This window comes from Saccharopolyspora erythraea (genome assembly GCF_018141105.1).
GTDB classification, from domain to species: Bacteria; Actinomycetota; Actinomycetes; order Mycobacteriales; family Pseudonocardiaceae; genus Saccharopolyspora_D; species Saccharopolyspora_D erythraea_A.
On the sequence record NZ_CP054839.1, the window covers coordinates 6,878,692 to 6,898,241 of the forward strand.

Below are 19,550 nucleotides of genomic sequence, written 5' to 3' on the forward strand. Positions count from 1 at the left end.
ACCACGAGCTTCGCTCATCCCGAGTGCATCCCCGAGCCCTCGTCCGGGGCCAGTGGGCGGCTCAGCGCAGGCCGGTGCCGCGCGCGATGGCGGTGTCGATCAGGGTGCTCAGCAGCGTCGGGTAGTCCACGCCGGTCTGGGCCCACATCCGCGGGTAGAGCGAGATCGCGGTGAAGCCCGGCATGGTGTTGACCTCGTTGACGATCAGCTCGCCGTCGTCGGCGACGAAGAAGTCCACCCGCGCGAGGCCCTGGCACTCCAGCGCGCGGAACGCGGTCACCGCCGACTCGCGCATGCGCTCGATGGCGTCGTCGCCGATCTTGGCGGGGATGTCGAACTCGGTGACGTCGTCGAGGTACTTCGACTCGTAGTCGTACCAGGTGGAGTCGCCCGTCACGCGCAGCTCGGCGGGCAGCGACGCCTCGACCCGGCCGTCGGGGAACTCCAGGACACCGCACTCGACCTCGCGCCCGGTCACCGCGGACTCGATGATGACCTTCGGGTCGGTGCGGCGGGCCTCGGCGATGGCGTCGTCGAGGTCGGCGTGGTCGGTGACCTTGGTGATGCCCAGCGACGACCCTGCGCGGGCGGGCTTGACGAACACCGGCAGCCCGAGGCGCTCGCGCTGCCGCTGGTCCAGAGTGGACTGGTCGCGGCGCAGGACCTCGTAGGTGCCGACCGCCAGTCCCTCGGCGGCGAGCAGCTTCTTGGTGTACTCCTTGTCCATCGCCACCGCGCTGGAGAGCACGCCGGGACCGGCGTAGGGCACCCCGGCCATCTCCAGCAGGCCCTGGATGGTGCCGTCCTCGCCGAAGGCGCCGTGCAGCACCGGGAACACCACGTCGACCGACGACAGCACCTCGCCGCCGCGACCCGGCTCCAGGTACATCAGGTCCCGCGTCGGGTCGCCTGGCAGCGCGACCGCCTTGCCCGAGGTGATCTCCGGCGTCCTGCGGTCCTGGATCTCCAGGGCCTCCGGGTCGTCGCCGGCCAGCACCCAGGCGCCCTCCTTGGTGATGCCGACGGGCACCACCTCGAAGCGGTCGCGGTCCAGGTGGGCGAGCACGCTGCCGGCCGAGACGCACGAGATGCCGTGTTCGGTGCTGCGTCCGCCGAAGACGACCGCCACCCGGGTCTTGCGCTGTGTCATGCGCGGGACCCTACCTGCTGGGTGAGCGCGAGCCAGTCACGTGTCACCGCACAGATGAGCCAGTACCGGCAGCGTGGCCTCCAGTTCGGCGCGGGAGCAGGAGGCGTAGCCGAGGGCGAGCCCGAACCACTGCTGCGGGCCGCAGTGGTGGCGTCGCAGCCCGTCGAGGACCACGCCCTCCGCACGGGCGCGGTCGACGACCCGCCGCTCGGTCGCCGCGTCGGGCAGCGGCAACACCACGTGCGCGCCCGCCTGGTCGCCGAAGACCTCGATGCCGTGCTCGGCCAGGCGCTCGACGATCAGCGCACGGCGCTGGGACAGCTCCCGCCGCAGGCGCCGCAGGTGCCTGCCCAGGTCGCCGTGGCGGGCGAACTCTGCCAGCACCCGCTGCCCTGCCGGGGCGGGGCGGGTGCCGGTGCGGGCCCGGTGTTCGAGGACCGCGGTGGCGACGTGCTTGGGCGCCAGCATCCAGCCGACGCCGAGGGTCGGGGTGAGGATCTTGCTGGTCGTTCCCAGGTGCACCACGACGTCCGGAGCCATCGAGGCCAGGACCGGCAGCGGTGCGACGTCGTAGCGTAGCTCGCCGTCGTAGTCGTCCTCGATGATCAGCCAGCCCTCGGCGCGGGCCCGCTCCACCAGCGCCACCCTGCGGTCCGCGGGCAGCCGCCCGCCGATCGGGTACTGGTGCGCCGGCGAGCAGTAGACGGCGCGGACGCCGCGCGGGACGGCATCGACGACGATGCCCTGGTGGTCGACCGGGGCCGGGACGACCCGGATGCCCGCGGCGTCCAGCGCCCCCACTGCCCGCTGGTACCCGGGTTCCTCCACCGCGACGGCTTCCCCGCTGCCCAGGACGGTGGACGCCAGCTCTCCCAGGGCGGCGCTGGTTCCCCCGGTGGCCAGGACGGTCTCGACCGGCGACCCACCGACGACCAGGCCGCGGTGGCGCAGCAGGTGGTCCACGACGGCGGAGCGGTACTCGTCGAGCCCGGCTCGCTCGGGGCCCGATGCCGGTGCCGCGTCGGCCGCCGCGCGCCACGCGCGCCGCCAGGCCGCCCGGTCGATGCCGGCTGCCCACGGCGCTCCCGGCGTCAGGTCGATCTCGCCGCCGGCGGTGCGGTCGCGGCGCGTCGCTGCCGGAGGCGCCGAGACGGTGCCCGGCGGGGTGGTGGTGACGTAGGTCCCCGAGCCGTGCTTGCCGACGATCCAGCCTTCGGCGTGCAGCTGCTCGTAGGCGGCGGCCGTCACGGTGCGGCTCACCGCCAGGTGGCGGGCGAAGGCGCGGGTGGAGGGCAGCCGGTCGCCGCCGCGGAGCTGGCCGGCGCCGGCCGCCTGCCGCAGCGCGTCGGCGAGCTGCACGGCGAGCGGGCGCTGGTCGTCGCGGCGCAGGTCGATGGCCAGTTCCAGGAGCGGCGAACTCGCCGCGGGCACCGAATGTGGCATTTGAAAGTTCTCCCTGATTGGCACTTCGATAATGCCACTTCTGGGAAGATCCTGTTCAGCGTGACTCCCACGACTCTCTCCCCCACCGACCGGAGCCGCATCCAGCGCGGCCGCGACCGCGCCAGGACCGACCGCGCCGAACTGCATGCCGTGCTCGACGCCGGGCTCGTGTGCCATCTCGGTGTCGTGGTCGACGGCGCACCGCGGGTGCTGCCGACCGGCTACGGGCGCATCGGCGACACGCTCTACCTCCACGGTTCGACGGGCGCGCGCAGCCTGCGGGAGGCGGCCGAGGATGCCGAGGTCTGCGTGGCGGTGACGCACGTCGACGGCGTGGTCTACTCCCGCTCGGTGTTCCACTTCTCGGTCAACTACCGCAGCGCCGTGATCCACGGACGCGCCCGGCTGGTCACCGACCCGGACGAACGGCTGGCGGGTCTTCGCGCGATCACCGAGCACCTGGCGCCCGGGTCGTGGGAGCACAGCCGGGAACCCGACAAGAAGGAGCTGGCCAAGACCGCGGTGGTCGCGCTGAGCCTCGACGAAGCCGCCGTGAAGATCCGCTCCGGTGGCGCCAACGACGACGCCGAGGACATCGAGGCCAACTCCGCGTGGGCCGGCGTGCTGCCGCTGCGCGCGCAGTGGGGAGAGCCGGAACCGAACCACGACCTGCCCGGCGACTTCGCCGTGCCCGACCACGTGGCGAACCGGAAGATGCCCTGACGACCAGGCGCGGGCCCGGCCGCCGGTTCCGGCGCGAGGACACCCCGGCCGGGCCGCGGACCTACTCGGAGACGCGCCGCACGCCCTCGTAGGGATTGCTCCGGTAGACCCGCATCGGCGCCCGGACCGGGCGGTAGACGTGGATGCTGATCGCCGGGTCCTGGCCTTCGTTGCTGACCTGGTGGATGTAGTTGGGCCCGAAGACCCGCGACTGGCCCTCGACCAGCGGGTGCAGCGTCTCGACCGGGCCCGTGGCGCGGTCCTGGATCACGCGCTCGGAGAGCTCCCCGGAGACGAGGGTGAAGGCGCCGGTGGCGCCGCCGTGGTCGTGCAGCTCGGTGTGCTGGCCCGGCAGCCACGTCAGCAGCCAAGCCTCGTGCTCCTCGGTGCGTTCGAGCAGCCCGAACCAGCGCTGCTCGGGGTCGTAGCGCACGAGGTGGGCCCAGCTGCTGCGGGCGGAGGCCAGCTCGCGGGCGATGCGCACGGGGTGCGCGATGGCGCGGTTGGCGGGAACGGCGACGGTGTTCGGCGGAACGGCAAACACGGTTCGAGGTGTCCTTCGGCGTCTTGGCGAGGCGGGGACGGCGCGAACGGCGCGCGGCCGTGCCATCAACCCGCAGGGTCGGTGGGATGGATCACCGCGAAGGACAGAGCGCGCTGGCTACCCGGCGAAGGTCGATGTGACCTCTCCGCTCACCAAAGGCACGCATGTACACGCCGCTCACTGAACCAGCAGCGGCGTCCCGGCGTCAAACCGACCAGGCACATCTCACACTGTGGAGCGCTCCCGCCGCGCGGCTACTCGCCGGTGACGCCGTCGCCGAGCTCCCGCGCGATGTCGAGGTGGCCCACGTGGCGGGCGTACTCCTGGAGCAGGTGGAACAGAATCCACGCCAGGGTGGGCGGTTCGTCGCCGGGCCCGAAGCGGCCGCCGACGGCCGAGCGGTCCTCCAGGCGCGCGCCCGCAACGATCGCGCGGGAACGTTCGCACTGGGCGAGGAAGAACTCGCGGACGCTCTCCAGGGTGTCGTCCGGTTCGAGCAGCCACCGGTCGTCGCCGCCGGGTTCGTGGTCGGCCCACGGCCGGTCGACCCTCGGCCGCGAACCCCCACTGCAACCACCGGCGCTCGACGTGGGCGAGGTGTTTGAGCAGCCCCAGCGGCACCCAGCCGGAGGGCACGCGGCTGCGGCGGGCCTCGTCATCGGAGAGGCCGTCGAGCTTGCACAGCACGGCGTACCGGTAGAAATCCAGGTATCCGGCGAGCAGCTCGGCGGGGTTGCTCAGCGTCACCGAGGGCTCGGGCGGCGGTTCGACCACGTTGGCCATGACCGAAGACCAGAGGCCCGTGAGTGTTTCGGGGCGCCGCAGCGAAGACTCAGCCGAGGGCCTGCACGACGTCGGCGACGAGGTCGGCGGTGTCCTCGCAACCCGCCGAGAGCCGCACGAAGCCCTCCGGCACCGGGTCGCCCCACTGCGACCGCCGGTCCGCCGTGGTGTGCAGGCCGCCGAAGCTCGTCGCCGCCACGACCAGCCGGCTGCGCCGGACGAACTCCTCGACCGCACCGGCGCCGGCCAGCTCGAAGCGCAGCACTCCGCCCCAGCGGCGCATCTGCCGCCGCGCGAGCTCGTGCGCGGGGTCGGCGGCCATCCCGGGCCAGCGCAGGCCGGAAACCGCCGGGTGCTCGCGCAGGGCCTCCGACAGCGCCGCCGCGTTCTCGGCCTGCCGCGCCAGCCGCAGGTCCAGCGTCGCCATGCTGCGGTGCACCAGCCACGTCTCGAACGGCCCCGGGATCGCCCCGGACAGCGTGCGCGCCCGGACCAGCCGCTCGGCGAGGTCCTCGTCGCGCACCGAGACGTGGCCCATCAGCAGGTCGCTGTGCCCGGCCAGCGCCTTGGTGTCGCTGGCGACGACGATGTCGGCGCCGAGCTCCAGCGGACGCTGCCCGAGCGGTGTGGCGGTGGTGTTGTCGACCGCCACCAGCGCGCCCGCCGCGTGCGCGCGCTCGGCGAGCGCGGCGATGTCGCAGACGTCGAGGCCGGGGTTCGACGGCGTTTCCAGCAGCACCAGCCGCACTCCGTCGAAGACGCCGTCGTCCCACGGTCCGGCGGTGGGGATCTCGCGCACGTCGAGCGACAGCTCGGCGAACTCGTCGCGCACCAGCTGCCTGGTTGCGTAGTAGCCGTCCGACGGCAGGATGAGCGAGTCGCCGGCGCGAAGCACCGAACGCAGCAGCGTGCTGATCGCGGCCATCCCCGACGGCAGCAGCACGCAGCGGCCCCCGTCGAGCTCCCCGATCGCCTCTTCCAGCGCCCGCCACCCCGGATTGCCCGCGCGGCCGTAGAAGTCGCCGCCGCCGAGGTGGTACGGCGCGGCGAACACCGGCCCGTGCGACAGCGGTGCCCCCGGTTCCGGCGCGGCCTGGCCACCATGGACGCAGCGCGTGCCGTCCCCGAAGTCCGCCATCGGCGTTCCCACAGCCGTTCCTCCTATTCCGCCTTGCGTTCGCGGCCCAGCAGCTCGGCCGCCGCGGGCCCGGGCTCGAGCCCCTCGTGGCAAACCCGGTGCACCACATCGGTGATCGGCATCTCGACGCCGGTGCGCGCGGCGAGCTGGCGGATCGACGAGCACGACTTCACGCCCTCGGCGACCTGACCGTGCGCGGCGTCCTGGGCCTGCGCCAGCGTCTCACCACGGCCGAGGCGCTCGCCGAAGGTCCGGTTGCGCGACAACGGCGACATGCAGGTGGCGACCAGGTCGCCGAGACCGGCCAGCCCGGCGAAGGTCATCGCCTCCGCGCCGAGCGCCACCCCGAGCCGGGTGGTCTCGGCGAGTCCGCGGGTGATCAGCGACGACATCGTGTTGTGGCCGTAGCCGAGCCCGACGGCCATCCCGCAGGCCAGCGCGATCACGTTCTTGCACGCCCCGGCGAGCTCGATGCCGACCAGGTCGGTGTTGGTGTAGGGCCGGAAGTACGGCGTCGAGCACGCCTGCTGCAACGCGACGGCCCGGTCGTGGTCGTTGCACGCGACCACGGTCGCGGTCGGCTGCTCGGCGGCGATCTCGCGGGCCAGGTTCGGCCCGGACACCACGGCGACCTGGTCCATCGCGACGTCGGCCACCTCGCTGACGACCTCGCTCATCCGCTTGAGCGTGCTCAGCTCCACGCCCTTGGCGAGGCTGACCAGGGTCGCGCGCTCAGGCAGCAGCGGTTGCCAGCCCGCGAGGTTCTCCCGCAGCGTCTGGCTCGGTACGGCCAGCACCACGGCGTCGGTGCCGTGCATCGCCTCGGCCGCGTCGTCGGTGGCCCGAAGCCGCTGCGGCAGCACGATCTCCGGCAGGTAACCGGTGTTGACCCGGGTGGAGTTGATCTCCTCCGCGACCTCGGCCCGCCGCGCCCACAGCGTCACGTCGGTCCCCGCGTCGGCGAGCACCTTCGCGAAGGTGGTGCCCCACGATCCCGCGCCGAGCACGGCGATCTTCGCCGGGACGCGCCCGGCCCGATCCGCCTGCTCAGGCATCGCCATCTTCGCTCCGGCCGCGCTTGCGGGCCGCGGAGTAGTACTCCGCGGGCGGCTCCTCGCCGCGGATCTCGCCGAGCAGGTCGCGGACCCGGTGCATCGCGACGTCGGTGACCTCGCGCAGCAGCTGGTTGTCCAGTTCCCGCCCGCGGTACGCCGACAGGTCCAGCGGCTCGCCGAGCCGGACGTGGACGGTCTTGCGCGGGAACGGGCGGAACTTCTTCCGGTAGTGGTCGTAGACGTCGCGGGTGCCCCACCGCGCCACGGGCACCACCGGCACCTCGTGGCCCAGCGCCAGCCGCGCGACGCCGAACTTGGGCGTCATCGGCCAGCCCTCGGGGTCCTTGGTGATGGTGCCGTCGGGGTAGATGATGAGGACCTTGGACTTCTCCATCGCCTCGTGCGCCGCCCGCAGGCTCTTCTGCGCGTCGGCGGTGCCCCGGTAGACGGGGATCTGCTCGACCCCGTTCAGGACGTTGCGCAGCACGGGCACTTTCCACAGCGAGCTCTTGGCGAGGAACCGCGGGATGCGCCCCGCCCGGTGCACGGTGACCGCGTCGAAGACCGGGTCCAGGTGCGAGACGTGGTTGTAGACCAGCAGGACCGGGCCTTCGGCGGGGATGTTCTCCAGGCCCGTGACCCTGGTCCGGGCCAGCAGGCCGGTCAGGGGGTAGCAGACCGACCGGGCCAGCCCCAGCCAGAACTTGCCGAGCCCGCGTGCTTTCTCGTTGGTGGCCCTCCGCCTGCGCCGGAGACTCCTCGGTTCGGTCACGCCCGACTCCTTCCGCGTCACGAGCGGCTGTCAACGTACCTTCCCGGCCGGGTGAAGCTCGCACAGCGGGCGGCCCTGCCGCCCGCGCGCCGCCGGGCGGAAGATGTCGGTCGTGACCACCGGTTCGCACCTCATCGTCCCGATCAAGCCGTTGCACCTGGCAAAGACGCGGCTGCGCGCCGCGGGGTCCGCACCAGCCGCGCATGCGGCGCTGGTCACTTCGGTGGCGTTGGACACCGTCGAGGCGGCACGCGCCGCGCGTGGTGTCGCCGAGGTCGTGGTGGTGACCTCCGACGCGCGGCTGACCGGCGAGTTCGCCGCGATGGGCGTGGAGGTCCTGCCCGACACCCCCTCGGCGGGCCTGAACGAGGCACTGCGCCACGCCGACGCGCTGCTGCGCGCGAGGGCCGCCGTGCGCCGCGTCGGCGCGCTGCAGGCCGACCTGCCCGCGCTGCGGCCGGAAGATCTCGCCGACGCGCTGGGCGCGGCCGGTGACGACCGCTCGTACTGCCCGGACCGCCAGGGCACCGGCACGACGCTGCTGCTCGCCGAACCCTGCCGCCCGCTGGAGCCCCGCTTCGGCGTCGGATCGTCGGCCGCCCACGAGCGTTCCGGCGCCAAGACGCTGCACGGCCCGTGGGACTCGCTGCGCTGCGACGTCGACACCTCCGACGACCTCCGCGCCGCGAACCGGCTCGGCCTCGGCCCCCGCACCGCCCGCCTCGTCCGAGCCCGGTGGTAACCGTCCGGGCGGCACTGGGTGACCGACGGCGATCGCCGTGAGCCGCCCGAGGTGGTGCAGCCCTCAAAGGTCGAGCGAAGCCGCCCTGATGAGTGACAATGGGCGCTGTGAGTACGGACAGCAGCGATCGGGAAGCGAAGCCGCCGCGCAGGACCCGGGCGGCGACCGAAGGCAGGACGCCCACCAGCCGCCGCGCCCCCCGTTCGGCCCAGCGCGGCACCACCGCGCCGGACGTCCTGACGGGCCCCGCGACGGCCGAACCCCGCGACTCCCGCGTACCGGCAGCCCCACCCGCGGCGACCCGCGCGGCGATCATCACCGACCTGCCCGAGGAGCGCTACCTCAACCGCGAGCTGTCCTGGCTGGACTTCAACGCCCGGGTGCTGGCGGTAGCCGAGGACTCGTCGCAGCCGGTGCTGGAGCGGGCCAAGTTCCTTGCGATCTTCGCGTCCAACCTGGACGAGTTCTACATGGTCCGGGTGGCCGGGCTGAAGCGCCGCGAGGAGACGGGGCTCTCGGTGCGCAGCGCCGACGGCCTGACACCGCACGAGCAGCTCGCCCGGATCGCGGCCCGCAACCAGGACCTCACCGAGAAGCAGGGCCGCATCTTCCTCGACGAGCTGCTGCCCGAGCTGGCCGCCAACGGCATCCGGATCCTCGCGTGGGACAAGCTCGACGAGCCCGACCAGCAGAAGCTGAGCACCTACTTCGAGGACCACATCTTCCCGGTGCTGACTCCGCTGGCGGTCGACCCCGCCCACCCGTTCCCCTACATCTCGGGGCTCTCGCTCAACCTCGCGGTCACCGTGGCCGACCCCGACGCGGGCATCCGGCGCTTCGCCAGGGTCAAAGTTCCCGACAACGTCCCGCGGCTGATCCGGGTGGAGTCCGACCGGGAGAGTGAGCGCGCGACCTTCCTGCCGCTGGAAGAGCTCATCGCGGCGCACCTGGACAAGCTCTTCCCCGGCATGGTCGTCACCGAGCACCACATCTTCCGGGTCACCCGCAACGCCGACCTGGAGGTCGAGGAGGACCGCGACGAGGACCTGCTGCAGGCGATGGAGCGGGAGCTCGCGCGGCGGCGCTTCGGGCCGCCGGTGCGGCTGGAAGTCACCGAGACCATGAGCGAGAACATGCTCGAGCTGCTGCTGCGGGAGCTGGAGGTCGACCAGCACGACGTGGTGGAGGTGCCCGGGCTGCTCGACCTGTCGTGCCTGTTCCAGCTCGACAAGCTGCAGCGGCCGGACCTGAAGGAGCCACCCTTCGTCCCGGCGACCCACCCGGCCTTCGCCGAGGGGCAGACGCCCAAGAGCATCTTCTCGACGCTGCGCGAGGGCGACGTGCTGGTGCACCACCCCTACGACGCGTTCTCCACGTCGGTCCAGCGCTTCATCGAGCAGGCCGCCGCCGATCCGCACGTGCTGGCCATCAAGCAGACCCTGTACCGCACCTCCGGTGACTCGCCGATCGTCAACGCGCTCATCGACGCCGCGGAGGCCGGCAAACAGGTCGTGGCGCTGGTGGAGCTCAAGGCCCGCTTCGACGAGCAGGCCAACATCCAGTGGGCGCGGACCCTGGAGCGCTCGGGCGTGCACGTGGTCTACGGGCTCGTGGGGCTCAAGACGCACTGCAAGACCGCGCTCGTGGTGCGGCAGGAGGGTTCCACCATCCGCCGCTACTGCCACCTCGGCACCGGCAACTACAACCCCAAGACGGCCCGCATCTACGAGGACCTGGGGCTGCTGACCGCGTCCGCCGAGATCGGCGCCGACCTCACCGACCTGTTCAACGTCCTCACCGGCTACGCCCGCCACGGCGAGTACCGGCGGATCCTGGTGTCGCCGCAGGGCATCCGCAACGGCATCAAGAAGCGCATCGAGGCCGAGGCGGCGCTGGCCGCCCAGGGCCTGCCGTGCGGGATCCGGATGAAGGTCAACTCGCTGGTCGACGAGCAGATCATCGACGCCATCTACCGCGCGTCGCTGGCCGGCGTGCCCGTCAGCATCGTGGTGCGCGGGATCTGCGCGCTCAAGGCGGGCGTGCCGGGGCTGAGCGAGAACATCGAGGTGCGCTCGATCCTCGGGCGCTTCCTGGAGCACTCGAGGGTCTTCCACTTCGTCGGCATCGACGAGCACTGGATCGGCAGCGCCGACATGATGCACCGCAACCTCGACCGCCGGATCGAGACCCAGGTGCGGGTCACCGATCCCAAGCTCACCGCCCAGCTCGACGGCATGATGGACTCCGCGCTGAACCCCGACACCCGCTGCTGGGTCCTCAACGCCAAGGGCGACTGGGAGGCGTCGCCGCGCAGCGGCGAGCGGGTCAAGGACCACCAGGACGAGATGCTGCGCCAGCACGGCGCGAAGGTGTCCTGACGATGGGGGCCATCCAGAACCAGCCGGTATTCGAGGAAGTCGAACCCGGACCGGCCGTGGCAGCGGTCGTCCGCGCGGCGGGCGCGGTGCTGTGGCGTCCCGGCCCGGACGGCGGGATCGAGGTCGCCGTCGTGCACCGGCCCCGCTACGACGACTGGTCGCTGCCGAAGGGCAAGCTGGATCCGGGCGAGCTCGCCGCGCACGCGGCGGTGCGGGAGGTCGAGGAGGAAACCGGCTTTCCGTGCGTGCTCTCGCGGTTGCTGACGCGCGTGAGCTATCCGGTGCCCGCCCGCGATGGCGGGAAGGACGAGAAGGTCGTCGACTACTTCGCCGCCCGCGCGGGAAAGGGCCGATTCACGCCCAACAGTGAAGTCGACGAACTGCGGTGGACGAGCACCGAATGCGCGCGGCGACTGGTCACTTATCCACACGACGCGCGCGTGCTCGACGCATTCGACGCTCTGCCGCCGGATGCGCCGACCGTGCTTCTGGTGCGCCACGCCAAAGCGGGAAAGCGCTCGGAGTGGACCGGTGACGACGTGCTCCGCCCGCTCACCGAACCCGGTATCCGCCAGCGCGACGCATTGCATTCGCTGTTGCGGTTGTTCGGCCCGGAACGCGTTCATTCGGCGCCTCGAACCCGCTGCGAGCAGACTCTGGAGCCGCTCGCGGCGGAGCTGGACGTGGTGGTGGAATCGGAGCCCCTCCTGTCCGAAGAGGGCTACGTGGCCGATCCCGAGGCCGGTCTGCGGCGCCTGCTGCGGATCGCCGCCCGGCCGGGCATGACGGTGGTGTGCAGCCAGGGCGGGGTGATTCCGGACCTGGTGAGCCGGCTGGCCGACCGGGGCGGGCTCTCCCTCGGCGAGGTGCACAGCCGCAAGGGCAGCGTGTGGACGCTGGCGTTCCGGAGCATCCACGACGGGTCGGACGGCACGGGACCGAACCTGCGCCTGGCGGCGGCCGACTACCTGGACGACCCGGTCACCTGACGCGCGAGGCGGGCCTTGCGGCCCGCCCGCACCGCCCCGAACGCCGTAAACGGGCGGCGTCCTACCCGCGTGGGGTCAGGACGCCACCCGTTCAGGCCCGAGAATCGACTCGCCTGGGAAGCGAGTTCTCACTTCTTGGTGGTCTTGCGCGTCGTGGTCGCCTTGCGGGTCGCCGGACGCGTCGTCTTGGCGGTCGTCGACTTGGCCGTGCTCTTGGCCGCGGTCTTCGGGGCCGCCTTGGCGGTGGTCGCCTTCTTCGGCGCCGCCTTGGAGGCGGTCGACCTGCTGGTGGTGGCGGCCTTGGTGGTGGTCCGCGCCTTGGTCGTGCCGGCCTTGGCGGTGGTCGACTTGGTGGCGCGGGTGCCCGCCGTCTTGGTGGCGGCGGACTTCGGCGCGGCGGCACGGGTCGTGGAGGTCTTGGCGGCGGCGGCCCGCGTGCCAGCGGCCTTGGTGGTCGAGGCACGGGTGCCCGACTTGGCCGCGGTGGCGCGCGGCAGTTTCCGGGTGCCGCCGATGACTTCCTTGAACTGGGTGCCTGCGCGGAAGGCGGGGACGTTGGTCTTCTTCACCTTGACGGCCTCGCCGGTGCGCGGGTTGCGAGCGGTGCGAGCGGCGCGGGCGCGCTTCTCGAAAACACCGAAGCCGGTGATGTTGACCTTTTCGCCCTTGTTGACCTGGCGGACGATGATGTCCACCACGTCCTCCACCGCCTTGCTCGCGGTCTTCTTGTCTCCGAGGCGTTCCGCCAGAGCCTCAATGAGTTGGGCCTTGTTCACTTCAGTCCCTCCCAGGACAACAACGGCCCCGTCGGGCCGACTCATGCCCACGGTAAAGCCCCGAACAAACAAATGCCATTCGCCACGCCCCATTTTTTCGTTGGCGCATGGGCAATCGTGTCTGTCCGGAGCGGTCCCCGTGCCTGGCCGGAGGACTGTTCTGTTGAGTTCCCGGTGGCGCGTTTTTCCTTTCACGAGGGGAAAAACGCGCCCCGGAGAGGCCCTCTGGTCAGCCCGCGCGGGCGGGCAGGGTGGCCGGTTTGAAGCTCGGCCGGGTCTTCTCAAAAGTGTCGATCGTCTCGGCCTGCCGGAGGGTCAGACCGATGTCGTCGAGACCTTCCAGCAACCGCCAGCGGGTGTAGTCGTCGATCTCGAAGGGCACCGTGAGGTCCTTGGCGTGCACCGTCCGGGCCTCCAGGTCGACGGTCACCGCGGTGCCCGGCTCGGTCTCCAGCAGCTTCCAGAGCAGTTCCACATCGGACTGCTCGCAGCGGGCCGCCAGCAGCCCCTGCTTGCCGGAGTTGCCGTGGAAGATGTCGGCGAAGCGGGAGGAGATGACCACCCGGAAGCCGTAGTCCTTCAGCGCCCAGACGGCGTGCTCCCGGGAGGAGCCGGTGCCGAAGTCGGGCCCGGCGACCAGAACGCTGCCGTTGCGGAAGTCCGGGTTGTTGAGCACGAAGTCCTCGTCCGCCCGCCAGGCGGCGAACAGGGCGTCCTCGAACCCGGTCCGGGAGACCCGCTTGAGGTAGACCGCCGGGATGATCTGGTCGGTGTCCACGTTGGACCGGCGCAGGGGCACGCCGACCCCGGTGTGCGTCTTGAACGGTTCCATCGTCGCTGCTCCTGGTGGGTAGGGGTGGTCAGTCGAGGTCTTCGGGCGAGGAGAGGGTGCCGCGCACCGCGGTCGCGGCGGCCACCAGCGGCGAGACCAGGTGGGTGCGGCCGCCCTTTCCTTGCCTGCCCTCGAAGTTGCGGTTGGAGGTCGAGGCGCTGCGCTCCCCCGGGGTGAGCTGGTCGGGGTTCATGCCCAGGCACATCGAACAACCGGCCGAACGCCATTCCGCCCCGGCGGCGGTGAAAACCTCGTTGAGCCCCTCGGCCTCGGCCTGCTTGCGGACCTTCATCGAGCCCGGCACGACCAGCATGCGCACGTCCGAAGCCACCTTGCGGCCCTTCAGAACGTCCGCTGCGGCCCGAAGATCTTCGATCCGGCCGTTGGTGCAGGACCCGAGGAACACCGTGTCCACGGCCACCTCGCGCAGCGGAGTGCCCGCTTCCAGGCCCATGTAGTCCAACGCCTTCTCGGTCGCGAAGCGCTCGCTCTCGTCGGCGATGGCGGCGGGATCCGGGACCCGCTCGCCCAGCGGCAGGCCCTGACCGGGATTGGTGCCCCACGTGACGAACGGGGTCAGCTCGTCCGCGTCGAGGGTGACCTCGGCGTCGAACTCGGCGCCCTCGTCGGTGCGCAGCGTCTTCCAGTACTCGACCGCGGCGTCCCACTCCGCGCCCTCCGGGGCGTGCGGACGGCCCTGCAGGTAGGCGAAAGTGGTCTCGTCGGGGGCGATCATGCCGGCCCGCGCGCCCGCCTCGATCGACATGTTGCACATCGTCATGCGGGCTTCCATCGACATCTTCTCGACGGCGCTGCCCCGGTACTCCAGCACGTAGCCCTGCCCGCCGCCGGTGCCGATCTTGGCGATGACGGCCAGGATCACGTCCTTGCTCGTGACCCCCGGGCGCAGCGTGCCCTCGATGTTGATGGCCATGGTCTTGAAGGGACGCAACGGAAGCGTCTGGGTCGCCAGCACGTGCTCGACCTCGGAGGTGCCGATGCCGAAGGCCAGCGCGCCGAACGCGCCGTGGGTCGAGGTGTGGCTGTCGCCGCAGACGACAGTCGTGCCGGGCTGGGTGAGGCCGAGCTGGGGCCCCACCACGTGCACGATGCCCTGCTCGGCGTCGCCCATCGGGTGCAGGCGGATGCCGAACTCCTCGCAGTTGCGCCGCAGGGTGTCGACCTGGGTCCGCGAAACCGGGTCCGCGATCGGCAGGTCGATGCCCGTGGTGGGCACGTTGTGGTCCTCGGTGGCCAGCGTCAGGTCGGGACGGCGCACCGGCCGCCCCGCCAGGCGCAGCCCCTCGAATGCCTGCGGGCTGGTGACCTCGTGCACGAGGTGGAGGTCGATGTAGAGCAGGTCGGGCTCGTAGCCCTCGCCGCGGCGCACGATGTGCGCTTCCCAGACCTTCTCCGCGAGCGTCTTGCCCATCGCTCCTCCGCGTCGAGCAGTGGTGACCCCGCCGGGGTCACATCCCATGAAGTGGACTTCCCAGATGACGAGAAGTTAGTATCGGTACGTGGGACAGCATAGCGGTATCGGAGTACTGGACAAGGCGGTGGCCGTCATGCAGGCCGTCGCCAGCGAACCGTGCGGCCTCGCCGAGCTGTGCAGCCGGACCGGGCTGCCCAGAGCGACCGCGCACCGGCTGGCCGTGGGCCTGGAGGTGCACCGCCTGCTGCGGCGCGGCTCCGACGGCCGCTGGCGGCCGGGCGCCGCGCTGGCCGAGCTGGCCGGCGGGGCGGTCGACCCGCTGCTGGAGGCGGCCGCCCAGGTGCTGCCCAAACTGCGGGACGTCACCGGGGAGAGCGTGCAGCTCTACCGCCGGGACGGGATGCAGCGGCTGTGCATCGCGGCGGCGGAGCCGCCGAGCGGCCTGCGCGACACGGTGCCGGTCGGCAGCGCGCTGCCGATGGCCGCGGGTTCCGGTGCCAAGGTGCTCGCCGCGTGGGCCGACCCGGCGACGCAGCGGGCCGTGCTGGCCGAGGCGGTCTTCGGCGAGCGGACCCTGATGGAGGTCAAGCGCCGCGGCTGGGCCCAGAGCGTCGCCGAGCGCGAGTCCGGGGTGGCGAGCGTGTCGGCGCCGGTCCGGGACTCCGGCGGCAGCGTGGTGGCGGCCATATCGGTGTCCGGGCCGATCGACCGGATGGGGCGTCGCCCGGGCGCCCGCTGGGCGGCGGACCTGCTGGCGGCCGCGGACGGCCTGCAGAACCGCCTCTGAGGCGCCGCGAACGGGTCGTGGCGGCTTCTTGCCCTCGCCCCACGACCCGACGCGGCGGAGAACGTCTCAGCCGCCGAGAGCGGCCCGCTCTGCCAGCCGGCCGAAGCAGTGCCAGCACGGTGACGCCAGTTCCTGCCGCCCCACCCACAGCGCACACCCTCCGACGCCAGGACCGACGTCCAGGCAAGCAAAAGCGGCGGGGCCGGTATGTCCTCGACACACCGGCCCCGCCGCTTCTTCCGTAGTCCCGACGGGATTTGAACCCGCGCTACCGCCTTGAGAGGGCGGCGTCCTAGGCCGCTAGACGACGGGACCGCGCTACGGGTAAAAGACTACAACACCCTTTCACGTCCCTCGCACACCCCCCTCCCCCAAGCCATCACCGCAGGCAGAAGGCCATACACGCCCCAAGCACCACCCCAAACCCGCCGAAGCCACGCCCTGGACGCCCGGTGTAGCAACGCCCACACCCACACGGCGGCATCGGCATTCCAACCGAAAGCGCGCCCACAACCCCAAGCACGCTCACCGCACTCAGCCATTGGATCGCCGCTGGACGGATGCCACCGCTGCCCCCATTGCACGACCACGATCGGACGACTCGCGCCCTTATATCCGAGCCGAACCGCACTCAAGCAGAGCAATAGACGGCCCCAATACCCACCAGCGAAGCAAAGACCCGCCCAAAAGCCCGGTGCCGAAGTAACGACGCCTCCAAAGCCCAGAGCGAACTAAAGACCCCGGAAAGCCGCGACGAACCCGGGACCGCCGGAAAGCCGCGGTGATGCTGCGACCGCCGGAAAGCCGCGGCGAAGCCGGAACCGCCGGAAAGCCAGAGCGATGCCGGGACCGTCGGAAAAGCCAGGGATGAAGCAAGGACCGTTCCAACGCCAGGGTGATGCCGGGGCCGCCCGGAAAGCCAGGGTGAAGTCGGGCCCCGCCCCCAAAGCCAGGGGCGAAGTAAAGCCAGGGGCGAAGTTCGGTTCCGCTGGTCCCAACCCAGGCCGGGAACGCCCAATAAAGCAAGGAGCCAACGAAAAGCAACCACCGCACCGTGGGGGGTCCCGGGGGGCTCGGCCCCCCGACAACAAAACGAAACGGACCCCACTCGCGCTCTACGCGAGTAGGGTCCGCCCATCCGTGTAGTCCCGACGGGATTTGAACCCGCGCTACCGCCTTGAGAGGGCGGCGTCCTAGGCCGCTAGACGACGGGACCGCGTGAGATCACCGAGTCGATATCGGCTGGCGATGCCGACTTCGGATCTTCTCGCTGGGGTACCAGGACTCGAACCTAGACTAACTGAACCAGAATCAGTCGTGCTGCCGATTACACCATACCCCATCGGCTTCGGCGTCCAGCCACTCGTTTCCGGGCTTCTTGGAGGGAAGTCCGGCTCCCGGGCCGCTGTCCGCCTTGCTGCAGAGAATATTAGACCATCGCCGGAAGGCCCCGGAAAACACCCCCCTCCTGGAGGGATTTTCGCAGGTGAGCAAGGCAGTGGCGGCCCGGGAGCCGGGCGCGGTCAGCGGGCCGGCCCGAAGACCTCGCGGCAGTCCGGGGAGGGCATGCGGTGGTCCTGGGCGGGCATCCAGCCCTGCGTCTGGACGAGGTCCGGGTGCAAGTCGCACACGAGCAGTTCGGGGAGCTCGCTCAGGCTGTTGATCACGCGCACCCCTGCGGGCGGGTCCACCCGCTGCGGGCCGCGGTTGAGCCAGACGCCGTGCATGCCGGCCGCCGACGCGCCCTGCGCGTCGGTGTCGAGCCGGTCGCCGACGTGCACGACCTCCTCGGGGCGCATGTCCAGCGCCGCGCACGCGGCCTGGAAGATCCCGGCCTCGGGTTTGGCGATGCCGACCTCGCCGGAGATCAGCAGCGCGTCGAAGGTGTCGGCGAGCCCGACCGAGGCGATCTTCTTGCGCTGGTACGCGCTGGGCGCGTTGGTGATGACCGCCAGCTTCAGACCGGCGGCGCGCAGCCACTCCAGGCATGGTGCGGCGTCGTCGAAGAGCGCCCAGGCGCGCTGCATCGCCGCCATGCGCACCGATTCGCGGCGCGCCGCCTCGGCGTTGCTGAGCTCCTCCCCGAATGCGGCGAAGAACGCGCGGGTGCGTTCGGTGCACATCGAGTCGAAGCCGATCTCGCCGGCGACGAACCGCGCGTAGTGCTCCTCCGTCGTCCGCCGCCACACCGGCCACGCACCGTCGTTGCCGACCAGAGCGTGCAGTCCTTGCCGGGAGGAGGACTCGTTGTCCAGCAGTGTGTCGTCGATGTCCAGGCACACCGCCCGAACGCGGCCGACCTTGGTCTGTACGGGTGGGCGAGCTGCCGATATCTCAAGCGCGGATGTCACTCCGAGAGGCTAGGCGTTCACATGCCGTATTCGACTCGCCCAAGACGGTGATAGTGGAGGCGCTGATTCGGTTGAGTGCGAAAGTAGGCCCCCGCGAGGCTGATCAGCTCAGCGGCGCGCGCAGACGTCGTAGCGACACCTCGCGCCCCAGCAGCTCCATCGACTCGTACAGCGGCGGCGAGACGGTGCGTCCGGTGACGGCCACCCGCACCGGCGCGAAGGCCTTGCGCGGCTTGATGCCGAGGCCGTCGACGACCGACTCCTTGAGGGCGGCCTCGATCGCCTCCGTGGTCCACTCCGGCAGCGCGTCCAGCGCCGAGACGGCGGCTTCCAGCACCGGCCTGGCGTCCTCGCCCAGGGCCTTCTCGGCCGAGGCCGGGTCCGGGGCGAAGTCGTCGCCGTCGAAGAGGAAGCGCATCATGCCCACCGCGTCGGAGAGCACGATCAGCCGCTCCTGCACCAGCGGTGCCGCGGCGCGGACCGTGGCGAGCTGCTCCTCGGTCGGCTCGGCCGGGAGCACGCCGCCGGAGACGAGGTAGGGCACCACGCGCTCGAGGAAGTCGTCCGGCGCCAGCGCGCGCAGGTGCGCGGAGTTGATGGCGTCGGCCTTCTTCTGGTCGAAGCGGGCGGGGTTGGAGCTGACGCGGCCGATCTCGAAGGCCTCGACCATCTCGTCCAGGGTGAAGACGTCGCGGTCCTCGGAGATCGACCAGCCGAGCAGCGCGAGGTAGTTCAGCAGCCCCTCCGGCAGGAAACCCCGGTCCCGGTGGTGGAACAGGTTGGACTGCGGGTCGCGCTTGGAGAGCTTCTTGTTGCCCTCCCCCATGACGAACGGCAGGTGGCCGAACTCGGGGGTGAAGTCGGTGACGCCGATGCGGCGCAGCGCGTCGTAGAGCGCGATCTGGCGCGGGGTGGAGGAGAGCAGGTCCTCGCCGCGCAGCACGTGCGTGATGCGCATGAGCGCGTCGTCGACCGGGTTGGTCAGGGTGTAGAGGGCGTCGCCGTTGCCCCGCACCAGCACCGGGTCCGGCACCGAACCCGCCGGGAAGGTGATCTCCCCGCGGACCAGGTCGTCGAAGGTGATGTCGTGCTCGGGCATCCGCAGCCGCAGCACCGCGTTGCGGCCCTCGGCGCGGAAGGCGTCCTTCTGCTCGCCGGTGAGGTCGCGATCGGCGTTGTCGTAGCCGAGCTTGGGGTCGCGGCCGGCCGCCTTGTGCCGGGCCTCGACCTCGTCCGGGGTGGAGAAGGACTCGTAGAGCTCGCCCGCCTCCAGCAGCCGCCGCGCGACGTCGGCGTAGATGTCGCGCCGTTCGCTCTGCCGGTAGGGGCCGTGCTCGCCGCCGACCTCGGGGCCTTCGTCCCAGTCGAGCCCGAGCCAGCGCAGCGCGTCGAGCAGCGCCTGGTAGGACTCCTCGCTGTCCCGGCTCGCGTCGGTGTCCTCGATGCGGAACACCAGCTTGCCCTGGTTGTGCCGGGCGAAGGCCCAGTTGTAGAGGGCGGTGCGGATGAGGCCGACGTGCGGGGTACCCGTCGGCGAGGGGCAGAACCTCGCCCGCACGGCACGGTTCGGCTCGCGGCCCGAGACTGCTTCTGCGGTGGCTTCTGGCGTGCTCATAACGCGTTCAGCGTATCCAGTCGGCTTCCGCCCTTGA

16 protein-coding genes, 3 tRNA genes and 1 pseudogene are annotated in these 19,550 nt (G+C 71.4%); 5 read left to right on the forward strand and 15 right to left on the reverse strand.

Translation table 11 applies throughout. The annotated features are described in order from the left end of the window. Positions 1–61: 61 nt before the first annotated feature. Positions 62–1,150, reverse strand: a complete 1,089-nt coding sequence (locus tag HUO13_RS30725) for a D-alanine--D-alanine ligase family protein (RefSeq protein ID WP_211898427.1) — start codon at positions 1,148–1,150, stop codon at positions 62–64. Between the two features lie 36 nt (positions 1,151–1,186). After that, positions 1,187–2,593, reverse strand: coding sequence for a PLP-dependent aminotransferase family protein (locus tag HUO13_RS30730; RefSeq protein WP_211898428.1), 1,407 nt, complete (start codon positions 2,591–2,593; stop codon positions 1,187–1,189). Between the two features lie 150 nt (positions 2,594–2,743). Here HUO13_RS30730 and HUO13_RS30735 point away from each other — a divergent pair, with 150 nt between their 5' ends. After that, entirely contained in the window at positions 2,744–3,316 is a 573-nt protein-coding gene (locus HUO13_RS30735) for a pyridoxamine 5'-phosphate oxidase family protein (RefSeq protein WP_432757869.1), read from the forward strand. Positions 3,317–3,377: 61 nt separating this feature from the next. Here the strand turns inward: HUO13_RS30735 and HUO13_RS30740 are convergent, their stop codons facing one another. The 5 genes and pseudogenes from HUO13_RS30740 to HUO13_RS30760 form a co-directional block, all read right to left on the reverse strand. Then, positions 3,378–3,860 (reverse strand): cysteine dioxygenase, encoded by a 483-nt coding sequence (locus tag HUO13_RS30740; protein ID WP_211898429.1) that lies wholly within the window; start codon positions 3,858–3,860, stop codon positions 3,378–3,380. 254 nt (positions 3,861–4,114) lie between these two features. Beyond that, positions 4,115–4,643 (reverse strand): annotated as a pseudogene (locus HUO13_RS30745) (DinB family protein). Between the two features lie 49 nt (positions 4,644–4,692). Continuing rightward, positions 4,693–5,781, reverse strand: a complete 1,089-nt coding sequence (locus HUO13_RS30750) for a cystathionine gamma-lyase (protein WP_211903278.1) — start codon at positions 5,779–5,781, stop codon at positions 4,693–4,695. A 23-nt stretch (positions 5,782–5,804) separates the two neighbouring features. Then, a complete protein-coding gene (locus tag HUO13_RS30755; protein ID WP_211903279.1) occupies positions 5,805–6,836 on the reverse strand; it encodes an NAD(P)H-dependent glycerol-3-phosphate dehydrogenase in 1,032 nt (343 codons plus the stop codon). After that, positions 6,829–7,608 (reverse strand): lysophospholipid acyltransferase family protein, encoded by a 780-nt coding sequence (locus tag HUO13_RS30760; protein WP_211898430.1) that lies wholly within the window; start codon positions 7,606–7,608, stop codon positions 6,829–6,831. The genes HUO13_RS30755 and HUO13_RS30760 overlap by 8 nt, the downstream gene beginning before the upstream one ends. A 112-nt stretch (positions 7,609–7,720) precedes the next feature. Here HUO13_RS30760 and cofC point away from each other — a divergent pair, with 112 nt between their 5' ends. The 3 genes from cofC to HUO13_RS30775 all read left to right on the forward strand — a co-directional run bounded on the left by cofC (position 7,721) and on the right by HUO13_RS30775 (position 11,717). Continuing rightward, the gene (gene cofC / locus HUO13_RS30765; RefSeq protein ID WP_211898431.1) at positions 7,721–8,350 is read left to right on the forward strand and encodes a 2-phospho-L-lactate guanylyltransferase; all 630 of its coding nucleotides are present in this window, start codon (positions 7,721–7,723) and stop codon (positions 8,348–8,350) included. A 98-nt stretch (positions 8,351–8,448) separates the two neighbouring features. Next, positions 8,449–10,728, forward strand: coding sequence for an RNA degradosome polyphosphate kinase (locus tag HUO13_RS30770; protein WP_211898432.1), 2,280 nt, complete (start codon positions 8,449–8,451; stop codon positions 10,726–10,728). Between the two features lie 2 nt (positions 10,729–10,730). Next, on the forward strand, positions 10,731–11,717 hold the full coding sequence (locus tag HUO13_RS30775; protein ID WP_211898433.1) for an NUDIX hydrolase: 987 nt from the start codon (positions 10,731–10,733) through the stop codon (positions 11,715–11,717). Positions 11,718–11,845: 128 nt separating this feature from the next. Here HUO13_RS30775 and HUO13_RS30780 read toward each other — a convergent pair whose 3' ends face one another. The 3 genes from HUO13_RS30780 to leuC all read right to left on the reverse strand — a co-directional run bounded on the left by HUO13_RS30780 (position 11,846) and on the right by leuC (position 14,757). Further along, complete coding sequence (locus HUO13_RS30780; protein ID WP_211903280.1) at positions 11,846–12,493, reverse strand: HU family DNA-binding protein; 648 nt, start codon at positions 12,491–12,493, stop codon at positions 11,846–11,848. Between the two features lie 229 nt (positions 12,494–12,722). After that, a complete protein-coding gene (gene leuD / locus HUO13_RS30785) occupies positions 12,723–13,325 on the reverse strand; it encodes a 3-isopropylmalate dehydratase small subunit (RefSeq protein WP_211898434.1) in 603 nt (200 codons plus the stop codon). 28 nt (positions 13,326–13,353) lie between these two features. After that, on the reverse strand, positions 13,354–14,757 hold the full coding sequence (gene leuC / locus HUO13_RS30790) for a 3-isopropylmalate dehydratase large subunit (RefSeq protein ID WP_211898435.1): 1,404 nt from the start codon (positions 14,755–14,757) through the stop codon (positions 13,354–13,356). A gap of 88 nt (positions 14,758–14,845) precedes the next feature. On the opposite strand from leuC, the gene HUO13_RS30795 reads away from it, so the two are divergent. Then, positions 14,846–15,547 carry an IclR family transcriptional regulator gene (locus HUO13_RS30795; protein ID WP_211898436.1) on the forward strand — a complete coding sequence of 234 codons (702 nt, stop codon included), beginning with the start codon at positions 14,846–14,848 and terminating at the stop codon, positions 15,545–15,547. A gap of 242 nt (positions 15,548–15,789) precedes the next feature. Here the strand turns inward: HUO13_RS30795 and HUO13_RS30800 are convergent. The 5 genes from HUO13_RS30800 to gltX form a co-directional block, all read right to left on the reverse strand. Further along, positions 15,790–15,862: transfer RNA gene (locus HUO13_RS30800), tRNA-Glu, on the reverse strand. An 828-nt stretch (positions 15,863–16,690) separates the two neighbouring features. Continuing rightward, positions 16,691–16,763 (reverse strand) — tRNA-Glu (locus HUO13_RS30805). Positions 16,764–16,817: 54 nt separating this feature from the next. Further along, a tRNA-Gln gene (locus tag HUO13_RS30810) sits at positions 16,818–16,889 on the reverse strand. A gap of 181 nt (positions 16,890–17,070) precedes the next feature. Further along, positions 17,071–17,829 carry an HAD family hydrolase gene (locus tag HUO13_RS30815; protein WP_211903281.1) on the reverse strand — a complete coding sequence of 253 codons (759 nt, stop codon included), beginning with the start codon at positions 17,827–17,829 and terminating at the stop codon, positions 17,071–17,073. A gap of 172 nt (positions 17,830–18,001) precedes the next feature. Continuing rightward, positions 18,002–19,513, reverse strand: a complete 1,512-nt coding sequence (gene gltX, locus HUO13_RS30820; RefSeq protein WP_211898437.1) for a glutamate--tRNA ligase — start codon at positions 19,511–19,513, stop codon at positions 18,002–18,004. Between the last annotated feature and the right edge of the window lie 37 nt (positions 19,514–19,550).